Below are 10,734 nucleotides of genomic sequence, written 5' to 3'. Positions count from 1 at the left end.
TAGCAAAACAAAACCCCGTGCACCCGCGACGGGGTTTTTTGTGTTTCTGGACTTATGAAATTGTGCCGTCAGGGAGAAACTAGGCCGCTGATCACAAAGCCAATCCCACAATCTCCTTCCATGAACAAAGCCATCTTCGCCATTGCCATCGATCAGAAAACGGTGATGATGCGCCATCATTCCATTTCGGATAAAAAATGCCGTGACCGCTGATCCCTTGCATATCCTCAAGACCGTCTATGGATACGATGCGTTTCGTGGAAGGCAGGCCGATATCATTCGGCATGTGGTGGCGGGAAACAATGCCTTCGTTTTGATGCCGACGGGCGGTGGGAAGTCGCTTTGTTACCAGATCCCGGCGCTTGCTCGTAATGGCATGGGGTTGATCGTCTCGCCGCTCATCGCACTGATGGTCGATCAGGTTGCAGCCCTGCGTCAGGCCGGCGTGCGGGCCGAAGCTCTCAATTCCGACCTTTCTCCGGAAGAGCGGCGCGCGCTTTGGCGGGATATGCGGGCCGGCAAGGTCGATATTCTTTATGCCGCGCCGGAAACCCTGCTCAAGCCGGATGTCCTCGATGCGCTGCAATCCATCGACCTGTCGCTGATCGCGGTCGATGAGGCCCATTGCCTGTCGCAATGGGGGCATGATTTCCGGCCGCCCTACCGCCAGCTGGACACGCTGATCGAGCGTTTTCCCGATACGCCGCGCATGGCGCTGACGGCGACGGCCGACGAGCCCACGCGCGCCGAAATTCTCGGCCACCTGGGGATTGAAGAGCACGATGCCTTCATCGCCGGGTTCGACCGGCCCAATATCCGCTATGCGATCATGGAAAAGGATAATCCGCGCGCGCAGCTGAAGCGCTTTTTGAAGGATCGCGACAGTGAGAGCGGTATCGTCTATTGCCTTTCCAAACGCAAGGTGGACGAAACGGCCGCATGGCTGCGGGAGGAGGGTCGCGATGCGCTACCCTATCACGCTGGCATGGACAAGGCTGCCCGCGAGGAGAACCAGACCCGTTTCCAGCACGGCGAGGCGGTCATCATTGTCGCGACCGTCGCTTTCGGCATGGGCATAGACAAGCCAGATGTGCGCTTCGTGGTTCATATCGACCTGCCTGGCAGCATCGAGGCCTATTATCAGGAAACGGGCCGAGCCGGTCGCGATGGTCTGCCGTCGGACGTGCTCATGCTGTACGGCTACGAAGATATTGCCCTGCGCAATCGTTTCATCGAAGAATCTGATGCCGCGGATCAGCGCAAATATATGGAGCGTCAGAAGCTCGATGCGCTGCTTGGCCTCGCAGAAACGGCGAGTTGCCGCCGGCAGGTTCTGCTCTCCTATTTCGGCGACCGGTGTGAGCCCTGCGGCAATTGCGATACCTGCGCCGAGCCGCCGGACCTGTTTGATGGGACTATCGCCGCTCAGAAACTTCTGTCCTGTATTTATCGCACGGGTGAACGTTTTGGCCAGGCCTATGTCATCCGCGTATTGCTGGGTGTCGAGGACGAGCGGATTTGCCGCTTCGGACATGATCAAATCACCACCTACGGGATAGGCAAGGAGCATGACAACCGCACATGGCGCGCCATTTTGCGTCAGCTGGTTGCGTTACGCATGATTGAAGTGGATCTGTCCGGACATGGCGGCCTTTCCATCTCCGAGGATGGACGGCGATTCCTGCGCGAAAAACCGGCATTGATGCTGAGGATCCCATCCGCTCCCCGTTCCGCACGGCAGCAGACGCCCCGCAACACGGCATCGACGGTCTTGCCGGAATCCGATCGCAGTCTTTTTGAGGCGCTGCGTGCGAAGCGTATGGAAATTGCCCGGGCACAGAACGTTCCGCCCTATGTGATTTTCCACGACAAGACCCTCATAGAACTTGCGGCGGCAAAACCGGCCTCGGCGCAGGAAATGGCTGGGATTCCCGGCGTCGGAGATACCAAGCTCGAGCGATACGGACCTGCCTTTCTGGCGGCGATCATGCAGCACGCCGCTGGCGAATGACCGGCAGATCCAAATTAATAGCCGAGTAATAAAACCGCAGAGCGTTGCGAAGGCTCAGCCGGTCGTGTCCTTGAACAGAACGTTCTGATCGATGAGATAGCGCGAAAACAGGGGCAGGCTCGCGCCGCCGATTGCCCGCGCCTGGCTACCAACCGCGCCTTCGATGATGTCAGGCACCGTGACACCCTGCAGATCGTGGTGTTTAAGGGCAAGGCGGGTGGCGGCGACGATTCTGGTTCTGACCCAGTCGGGAAAACCGCCATCGATGATGACGCTCGAAAAATCGATGATGGAGGCGGCGGCAATGACGGCCTGCGCCAGCGCCGCGGCGGTTTTCCTGATCCAGCTTTCCAGCGGCTCGCCGAAATCGATCCACTCGTCCGGAGAAAACCACAGGGGGCGCGGATCGATGCCCTTTTCGCGCAGCATGTTTTCCAGAACGAAGATCGACGCGATTTTCAGAAGCTGGACGGTATTGCCGTCCTGCCCCTGCACCGGCAGGGGGCCGATGGCGCCGGCCGTTCCCGTCTTTCCGGAAAATAGCGCCGAATTCAAAACAACGCCGCCGCCTATGAAGGAGCCGATGAAGACGTAAAGAAAATCCGGATAGTGCTGGCCTGCGCCAAAAACCAGTTCGGCGCCGCAGGCGCTGGTCGCGTCGTTCTGCAGAAAAACCGGATAGCTGACGTTTTCGGCAATTTCCGACCGGATATCGACGCCCCGCCATCTCTCCATTTCGATCTGTGGAGCGCCCACTTCCTGCGCCCAGTTCCACAATTCGAATGGAGCGGCGATGCCGACACCGGCAATTTTCTCCCGCTCGGCAGGGGAAAGCTTCGATTCAAGTTCCGTTATGCCGTCGATTACGAAAGGTAGTATCCATTCCGGAAGAGGGTAGGGGTAGGTTCTGCGCAGCTTGAGCCTGATCCGGCCGACAAAATCCATCAGCACGAGATCGACGCTGCGTCGGCCGATCTTCACACCGAAAGAAAAGACGGCGTCGGGATTAAGCCGCATCGGCGTCGATGGCTGGCCGACTTTGCCACGCAGTCTTTCACCGCGAATGAGAAGCCCGTCCTTTTCAAGCGAGCGCATGATGACCGAGACGGTCTGCGCTGAAAGGCCGCAAAGTCTTGATATCTCCGCTTTTGACAGTCCGCCGTGACGGCGAACGAGAGACAGCACGAGCCGCTCATTATAAGCGCGCACTCCGATCTGGTTGGCGCCGCCGCTTATATCCATGGTGGTGGGCGACGCCGGCGGCGCCGTCTCGACAGATTGTCTCATAGTGTCATCCTCCCGCCCGCCCTATCCGCCGTGACTGATACAGCAGGCTTTATGGCAATCTTGCTATCGCAACGTTAAACGACGTGGCGATATTCCTCCCTGCCGCATATCAGAATGCCATAGGGAATTAATAATTCAACCGGATTTATTTATTGACAGGCGTTTCCTTTGGTGGTTCCATCTGAGCCAACGGTCGTCGATCTCGGAGGAGACGGGATCGTCGGGTAACCGTCACGGTGCTCAAATATCCATTGGGAGGATCTCATGAAGACCACTGTTTCCGCTCTTCTGGGCGCGCTTGCGCTTGGCGTTTCTTTCGCTTCCGTTGCGTCTGCGGCCGATACTTCGGTTTGCCTCATCACCAAAACCGATACCAATCCCTTTTTCGTCAAGATGAAAGAAGGCGCGACCGCCAAGGCTAAAGAACTTGGCGTGACGCTGAAATCCTATGCAGGCAAGATCGACGGCGATTCCGAAAGCCAGGTAGCCGCCATCGAGACCTGCATCGCCGATGGTGCCAAGGGTATCCTGATCACCGCATCGGATACCAAGGGTATTGTTCCGGCCGTTCAGAAGGCGCGTGATGCCGGTCTTCTGGTCATTGCGCTCGATACGCCGCTGGAACCCGTCGATGCCGCCGATTCCACCTTCGCCACGGACAATCTTCTGGCTGGTGAGCTGATCGGCAAATGGGCTGCCGGCAGCCTCGGCGACAAGGCAAAGGATGCGAAAATCGCCTTCCTTAACCTTACCCCCTCCCAGCCGACGGTGGATGTGCTGCGCAACCAGGGCTTCATGAAGGGCTTTGGCATTGACGTGAAGGACATCAACAAGATCGGCGATGAAAACGATCCGCGTATCGTCGGCCATGATGTCACCAATGGTAACGAAGAAGGCGGCCGCGCGGCGATGGAAAATCTGCTGCAGAAGGACCCGACCATCAACGTCGTCCACACCATCAATGAACCTGCGGCTGCCGGCGCTTATGAGGCGCTGAAAGCGGTCGGCCGTGAAAAGGATGTTCTGATCGTTTCCGTCGATGGCGGTTGCCCGGGCGTCAAGAACGTCGCGGAAGGCGTGATCGGCGCGACCTCGCAGCAATATCCGCTGCTGATGGCGGCGCTTGGCGTCGAGGCCGTCAAGAAGTTTGCCGACACCGGTGAAAAGCCGAAGCCGACTGAAGGCAAGAACTTCGTCGATACCGGCGTGACGCTGGTAACCGACAAGCCGGTCAAGGGCCTCGACTCCATCGATACGAAGGAAGGTCTCAACAAGTGCTGGGGCTGATGCCTCGCCGTTGAAACCCGCGGGGGCATTCGTGCCCCCGCCCTTGGACGAGAATGATTCAGGCACGATCCGGGGGATCGGACAAAGGAACAAACGAGCGCGTCACGCGTCCTGCGGGGATGGCACAGGCCGCTTCACAACACTTTGAAATCTATGCATCATTCTCTTCGGAGATAGACCCGGTGTCAGGGCTGGTGCGATAGAGCGATCGGGAGGAAAATCCATGAGCGATCAGCCGGTGCGGGCTCAGCCGCATAATGAATTTGAAAAAGTGCTTTCGGGAAGCTCGACGCAGGTCGCCGCTTTCGATACGCACGACAAGAGTGTGCTGGAAAAACTGCAGCACTTTCTCCACTCCAGCCCGGCGGCCGTTCCGCTTATCGTTCTGGTGCTGTCGCTGATTGTTTTCGGCCTGCTTCTCGGCGGCAAGTTTTTCTCGGCCTTCACGCTGACCCTTATTTTGCAGCAGGTCGCCATCGTCGGTATTGTCGGCGCGGCGCAGTCGCTGGTCATCCTGACGGCGGGCATCGATCTGTCGGTCGGCGCGATCATGGTCCTGTCTTCCGTTGTCATGGGACAGTTCACCTTCCGTTACGGCTTACCGGCGGAACTTTCCATTCTCTGTGGCCTTGCCGTCGGCGCATTTTGCGGCTTCATCAACGGTATTCTGGTCTCGCGCATGCGCCTGCCGCCCTTCATCGTCACGCTCGGCATGTGGCAGATCGTCTTGGCGACCAACTTCCTCTATTCCGCAAACGAGACGATCCGCGCCCAGGATATCGCCCAGCAGGCGCCGATCCTGCAATTCTTCGGCGCCAATATCCGGGTCGGCGGCGCGGTCTTCACCTATGGCGTCATCGCCATGGTTCTGCTCGTCGCCCTGCTCTGGTATGTGCTGAACCGCACCGCCTGGGGCCGCCATCTTTATGCTGTCGGTGACGATCCGGATGCCGCCGAACTTGCCGGTGTCAACGTCAAGCGCATGCTGACCACCGTTTACACGCTGTCCGGCCTCATCTGCGCCTTCGCTGGCTGGGCCCTCATCGGCCGCATCGGCTCGGTTTCGCCGACCGCCGGTCAATTCGCCAATATCGAATCCATTACCGCAGTGGTTATCGGCGGCCTGTCGCTGTTCGGTGGACGCGGCTCCATCATGGGCATGATTTTCGGTGCCCTGATCGTCGGCGTCTTTTCGCTCGGCCTCAGGCTCATCGGAACAGACCCGCAATGGACCTATCTGTTGATCGGCGTCCTCATCATCATGGCTGTCGCAATCGACCAGTGGATCAGAAAGGTAGCAGGCTGATGGCAAAAGAACCCATTCTCACAGCACGCAATCTCGTCAAGCGCTATGGTCGTGTGACCGCCCTCGACCACGCCGATTTCGATCTCTATCCGGGCGAAATCCTGGCGGTGATCGGTGATAACGGCGCCGGCAAATCCTCTCTCATCAAGGCGATTTCCGGCGCGGTGACACCCGATGAAGGGGAAATCCGGCTGGAAGGCCAGCCCGTCCAATTCCGCTCGCCGATAGAGGCGCGCAAGGCTGGCATCGAGACGGTCTATCAGAACCTCGCGCTTTCGCCGGCGCTTTCCATAGCCGACAATATGTTTCTCGGCCGCGAAATCCGTAAACCCGGCATTCAGGGCAGCCTGTTCCGGGCCCTTGACCGCCCCGCCATGGAAAAATTCGCACGCGAGAAACTGTCGGAACTCGGCCTGATGACGATCCAGAACATCAATCAGGCGGTGGAAACCCTCTCCGGGGGTCAGCGTCAGGGTGTGGCGGTGGCGCGTGCAGCCGCCTTCGGCTCCAAGGTCGTTATCCTCGACGAGCCGACGGCAGCACTCGGCGTGAAGGAAAGCCGGCGTGTTCTGGAGCTTATTCTGGACGTGCGTTCGCGCGGCCTGCCGATCGTCCTCATCTCGCACAACATGCCGCATGTTTTCGAGGTCGCGGATCGCATCCATATCCACCGGCTCGGCAAGCGCCTGTGTGTTATCAATCCGAAGGACTACTCCATGTCCGACGCCGTCGCCTTCATGACCGGCGCCAAGGAAGCGCCGAAGGAAACGCTTGCCGCATGACGCTGAAGCTTGAAACCATCGCCGAAGACGTTCTTCGGCGGGCAGAAGGTAGATCCCGTTTTATCGTCGCTATTGCCGGTCCCCCTGGGGCCGGCAAATCCACGCTGGCGGATGCCCTTTGTGATGCTTTGCTGGCACGGGGCGAAACGGCCGCCGTGCTGCCCATGGACGGCTTCCATATGGACAATGGCATCCTTGAAGAACGGGGGCTGCTGCCGCAAAAGGGCGCACCCGAAACCTTCGACGTGCGTGGTTTCCTCGATATCGTCTCCGCCGTCCGCAAGGGCGGGCAGGAGGTGCTTGTTCCGGTTTTCGACCGTTCCCGTGAAATCGCGATAGCGTCCGCCCGGGCGATTGCGCCGGAAACACGCTTTATCCTTGCTGAAGGCAATTATCTTCTGCTGGACGAGGCGCCGTGGACAACTCTTTCCAAAAGCTTCGACCTCACCGTTTTTGTAGGGCCGTCCGTCGACGTGCTTGAGGAGAGGCTACGGAAAAGGTGGCAGGGCTATGGTCTCGACGAGGCTGCGATCCACGCCAAACTTTTCGAAAACGATCTTCCGAACGGAAAAAGGGTGATTGAGAACGCCCGTCCCGCCGATATCCGCATCGATATCTGGGAATAGATTAACGCTTTTCTCTCTTTGAGCGGCGGCATGCATGCGCCGTTAAGCCTTTGTTGACCATGTGTTGAATCTTTTTGATCCACAGGGTGGGGCTTTTGTGTGTCTATTCATTGACGCGAAAATTTCCTCATATACTATATGTGGTGTTCGAGGTTCTTCCGATTCGCAAGGGTTGGGAGCTAAGATGGGAATTCGGTGCGTAACGCCATCATGGTGGAGCAAGGCCGAAACTGCCCCCGCAACTGTAAGCGGTGAGCATCGTTCCGATTTGGGTCACTGGGGCTGAAAGCTCCGGGAAGGCCGGAATAGATGTTGTGACCCGCAAGTCAGGAGACCTGCCTTGAGCGCAAACGTCCACGGGCGGGGTGTCCGGAGGAAGGTGTATGACGCAAATGATTTGCGAGCGCCCTTTTCTGCCCCCTCCAGAACAAGCTTCGGGGTGAAGTCATGCCAGTGCATTTGTTTGAGTTGCTGCGCTCGTCGGCGTAGAGAGCGATTTTACGCGGCTAAAGCCGCGCACGCCCACCTTAATGACAGATCCATCGCCGCCCGATTGCGATTGCAATCGGCAATGTTGAGCCGTGTCCGAAACCGGCTTCTAGAGAGGAAATTATGACCGTCACCGTTTACAGCAAGCCCGCCTGCGTCCAGTGCACCGCCACCTATCGTGCGCTCGACCGCATCGGCGTCCCCTATGAGATTGTCGATATTTCCGAAGATGCGGATGCGCTCGATCATGTCCGCGGTCTCGGCTACATGCAGGTGCCCGTCGTTGTTGCCGGTGAGCGCCATTGGGCGGGTTTCCGGCCGGATATGATCGGCTCGATCAGCTGAGGCGGCGGGGCGATGGGCCTGATCGTCTATTATTCCAGCCGCTCTGAAAACACCCATCGTTTCCTTCTGAAACTGGGACGGCGTCTGTTTCGCCTGCCGCTCGGCGCGGAGGACGACGTACCGCATGTGTCGGAGCCCTATGTGCTGGTCACACCCACCTATGGGGGTGGTGGCACCAAAGGGGCCGTGCCGAAACCGGTCATCCGGTTCTTGAACGAGCCCTCCAACCGAAATCTCATTCGCGGCGTCATCGCGGCGGGAAACACGAATTTTGGCGCAGCTTTCGCATCCGCCGGAGATATCGTCTCGCGCAAATGCGCCGTGCCGTTTCTCTATCGCTTCGAGCTTCTCGGCACGGAGGAAGATGTCGCCAACGTCAAACATGGATTGGAACGATTTTGGACACGCTGACCTCAAGCGCGCTGCGCAAGGACGCCAAACAGCCGGCAGCCACAACCCAGAAACCGCTCGATGCGGCTCTGGACTACCATGCGCTGAACGCGATGCTGAACCTTTACGACGAGAACGGAAAGATCCAGCTCGACAAGGATCGCCTGGCCGCTCGGCAATATTTCCTCCAGCACGTCAACCAGAACACCGTGTTTTTCCATAACCTTCGGGAAAAGCTAGATTATCTGGTGACGGAGGGATATTACGAGCAGGAGGTGCTGGACCAGTATTCCTTCAATTTCGTCCGCGACCTCTACGACGAAGCCTATGCCCGGAAATTTCGCTTTCCGACCTTTCTCGGCGCCTTCAAATATTACACCTCCTACACGCTGAAGACCTTCGACGGAAAACGTTATCTGGAGCGTTACGAGGATCGCGTCTGTATGGTGGCGCTGGCCCTTGCGCGCGGTGATGAGCAGCTTGCCCGCAATCTGGTCGATGAAATCATTTCAGGCCGCTTCCAGCCGGCAACGCCGACATTCCTAAACGCCGGCAAGAAGAGCCGCGGCGAGCTGGTTTCATGTTTTCTGCTGCGTGTGGAAGACAATATGGAAAGCATCGGCCGCTCCATCAATTCGGCCCTGCAGCTTTCCAAGCGCGGCGGCGGCGTGGCGCTGTCCTTGACCAATATTCGCGAATTCGGCGCGCCGATCAAACAGATCGAAAACCAGTCGTCCGGCGTTATTCCCGTCATGAAGCTGCTGGAAGACAGTTTTTCCTACGCCAACCAGCTTGGTGCGCGTCAGGGTGCCGGCGCGGTCTATCTGCACGCCCACCACCCGGATATCATGCGCTTCCTCGATACCAAGCGCGAAAATGCCGACGAGAAAATCCGCATCAAGACCCTGTCACTCGGCGTGGTGATCCCCGACATCACCTTCGAACTCGCCCGCAACAACGAGGATATGTATCTGTTTTCGCCCTATGATGTGGAGCGGGTCTATGGCGTGCCGTTGACCGAGATTTCGGTCACCGAAAAATACCAGGAAATGGTCGCCGATAGCCGCATCCGCAAGAAGAAGATCAAGGCGCGCGAATTCTTCCAGGTGATCGCCGAAATTCAGTTCGAGAGCGGTTACCCCTACATCATGTTCGAGGATACGGTGAACCGCGCCAACCCGATCGCCGGTCGTATCAGCATGAGCAATCTCTGCTCGGAAATCCTGCAGGTCAGCGAGGCAAGCGAGTTCAACGCCGATCTATCCTACAGCCATATGGGCAAGGATATTTCCTGCAATCTCGGCTCGCTCAACATTGCATCAGCAATGGATTCGGCGGATTTCGGCAAGACCATCGAGACCTCCATCCGGGCGCTGACGGCAGTGTCGGACATGAGCCACATTTCCTCCGTTCCTTCGGTGGAAAAGGGTAATGATGCCAGCCACGCCATCGGGCTAGGCCAGATGAACCTGCACGGCTATCTGGCGCGCGAACGCATCTTCTACGGTTCCGAAGAAGGCGTCGATTTCACCAATATCTATTTCTACACGGTGACCTATCACGCTATCCGCGCCAGCAACCGGCTGGCGGTGGAAAGGGGCCAGAGCTTCAAGGGCTTTGAGAACTCCAAATATGCCTCGGGCGACTATTTCGACAAATATACCGACCGGGAATGGTTGCCTGCGACGGAAAAGGTCCGTGAGCTGTTCGAAAAAGCCGGCATTGCCATTCCAACGCAGGAAGACTGGAAGGCTTTGAAGCAGGACGTGATGGCATCGGGTCTCTATAACCAGAACCTTCAGGCCGTACCGCCCACCGGTTCGATCTCCTATATCAACCACTCCACCTCCTCCATTCATCCGATCGTCTCGAAGATCGAAATCCGTAAAGAGGGCAAGATCGGCCGCGTTTATTACCCGGCTTCCTATCTCTCGAACGACAATCTCGAATATTATCAGGACGCCTATGAAATCGGCCCGGAAAAGATCATAGACACCTATGCAGCCGCGACCCAGCATGTCGATCAGGGCCTGTCGCTGACGCTGTTCTTCCGCGATACGGCAACGACGCGCGACATCAACCGCGCGCAGATTTACGCCTGGAAAAAGGGCATCAAGACCATCTACTACATCCGTTTGCGCCAGATGGCGCTGGAAGGCACGCAGGTTCAGGGCTGCGTTTCCTGCACGCTCTGAATTGAGGGACAAGACA

Annotated in this window: 10 protein-coding genes and 1 riboswitch; of the genes, 8 read left to right on the top strand and 2 right to left on the bottom strand. The window is 57.9% G+C overall.

Features of this window, described 5'->3' with window-relative positions; genetic code table 11:
* A partial coding sequence (locus tag RAC79_RS24355) for a hypothetical protein (RefSeq protein WP_208616007.1) occupies nt 1-180 on the bottom strand: 180 nt, incomplete at its 3' end.
* Nucleotides 181-202: 22 nt separating this feature from the next.
* On the opposite strand from RAC79_RS24355, the gene recQ reads away from it, so the two are divergent.
* A complete protein-coding gene (gene recQ / locus RAC79_RS24350) occupies nt 203-2,011 on the top strand; it encodes a DNA helicase RecQ (protein ID WP_142846548.1) in 1,809 nt (602 codons plus the stop codon).
* A gap of 54 nt (nt 2,012-2,065) precedes the next feature.
* Here the strand turns inward: recQ and RAC79_RS24345 are convergent, their stop codons facing one another.
* Complete coding sequence (locus RAC79_RS24345; protein ID WP_065656364.1) at nt 2,066-3,298, bottom strand: ROK family transcriptional regulator; 1,233 nt, start codon at nt 3,296-3,298, stop codon at nt 2,066-2,068.
* A 264-nt stretch (nt 3,299-3,562) separates the two neighbouring features.
* Here RAC79_RS24345 and RAC79_RS24340 point away from each other — a divergent pair, with 264 nt between their 5' ends.
* The 7 genes from RAC79_RS24340 to nrdE all read left to right on the top strand — a co-directional run bounded on the left by RAC79_RS24340 (nt 3,563) and on the right by nrdE (nt 10,718).
* The gene (locus RAC79_RS24340; protein ID WP_003524279.1) at nt 3,563-4,585 is read left to right on the top strand and encodes a sugar ABC transporter substrate-binding protein; all 1,023 of its coding nucleotides are present in this window, start codon (nt 3,563-3,565) and stop codon (nt 4,583-4,585) included.
* Nucleotides 4,586-4,808: 223 nt separating this feature from the next.
* Nucleotides 4,809-5,891 carry an ABC transporter permease gene (locus RAC79_RS24335; protein WP_065656365.1) on the top strand — a complete coding sequence of 361 codons (1,083 nt, stop codon included), beginning with the start codon at nt 4,809-4,811 and terminating at the stop codon, nt 5,889-5,891.
* Nucleotides 5,891-6,673 (top strand): ATP-binding cassette domain-containing protein, encoded by a 783-nt coding sequence (locus tag RAC79_RS24330; RefSeq protein WP_003524281.1) that lies wholly within the window; start codon nt 5,891-5,893, stop codon nt 6,671-6,673. Before RAC79_RS24335 ends, RAC79_RS24330 begins: the two co-directional genes overlap by 1 nt.
* A complete protein-coding gene (locus RAC79_RS24325) occupies nt 6,670-7,299 on the top strand; it encodes a nucleoside triphosphate hydrolase (protein WP_080855737.1) in 630 nt (209 codons plus the stop codon). The genes RAC79_RS24330 and RAC79_RS24325 overlap by 4 nt, the downstream gene beginning before the upstream one ends.
* A 133-nt stretch (nt 7,300-7,432) precedes the next feature.
* Nucleotides 7,433-7,657: riboswitch (cobalamin riboswitch) on the top strand.
* A gap of 254 nt (nt 7,658-7,911) precedes the next feature.
* Nucleotides 7,912-8,133, top strand: coding sequence for a glutaredoxin-like protein NrdH (nrdH, locus tag RAC79_RS24320; protein ID WP_003524283.1), 222 nt, complete (start codon nt 7,912-7,914; stop codon nt 8,131-8,133).
* 12 nt (nt 8,134-8,145) lie between these two features.
* Entirely contained in the window at nt 8,146-8,544 is a 399-nt protein-coding gene (nrdI, locus tag RAC79_RS24315; RefSeq protein WP_003507140.1) for a class Ib ribonucleoside-diphosphate reductase assembly flavoprotein NrdI, read from the top strand.
* A complete protein-coding gene (gene nrdE / locus RAC79_RS24310; protein ID WP_125145078.1) occupies nt 8,532-10,718 on the top strand; it encodes a class 1b ribonucleoside-diphosphate reductase subunit alpha in 2,187 nt (728 codons plus the stop codon). Before nrdI ends, nrdE begins: the two co-directional genes overlap by 13 nt.
* Nucleotides 10,719-10,734: the final 16 nt, after the last annotated feature.

It is taken from the genome of Agrobacterium sp. LR_9 (assembly GCF_041954855.1).
In the GTDB taxonomy this organism is placed as follows: domain Bacteria; phylum Pseudomonadota; class Alphaproteobacteria; order Rhizobiales; family Rhizobiaceae; genus Agrobacterium; species Agrobacterium leguminum.
The sequence above is the reverse complement of the archived record's forward strand: the minus strand, read 5'-3'. Positions and strand labels throughout refer to the sequence as shown.

What these genes read in the sequence shown, in the direction of transcription:
- RAC79_RS24345 (WP_065656364.1), bottom strand. Translation starts at nt 3,298, where the DNA reads ATGAGACAATCTGTCGAGACGGCGCCGCCGGCGTCGCCCACCACCATG.
- RAC79_RS24340 (WP_003524279.1), top strand. Translation starts at nt 3,563, where the DNA reads ATGAAGACCACTGTTTCCGCTCTTCTGGGCGCGCTTGCGCTTGGCGTT.
- RAC79_RS24335 (WP_065656365.1), top strand. Translation starts at nt 4,809, where the DNA reads ATGAGCGATCAGCCGGTGCGGGCTCAGCCGCATAATGAATTTGAAAAA.
- RAC79_RS24330 (WP_003524281.1), top strand. Translation starts at nt 5,891, where the DNA reads ATGGCAAAAGAACCCATTCTCACAGCACGCAATCTCGTCAAGCGCTAT.
- RAC79_RS24325 (WP_080855737.1), top strand. Translation starts at nt 6,670, where the DNA reads ATGACGCTGAAGCTTGAAACCATCGCCGAAGACGTTCTTCGGCGGGCA.
- nrdH (WP_003524283.1), top strand. Translation starts at nt 7,912, where the DNA reads ATGACCGTCACCGTTTACAGCAAGCCCGCCTGCGTCCAGTGCACCGCC.
- nrdI (WP_003507140.1), top strand. Translation starts at nt 8,146, where the DNA reads ATGGGCCTGATCGTCTATTATTCCAGCCGCTCTGAAAACACCCATCGT.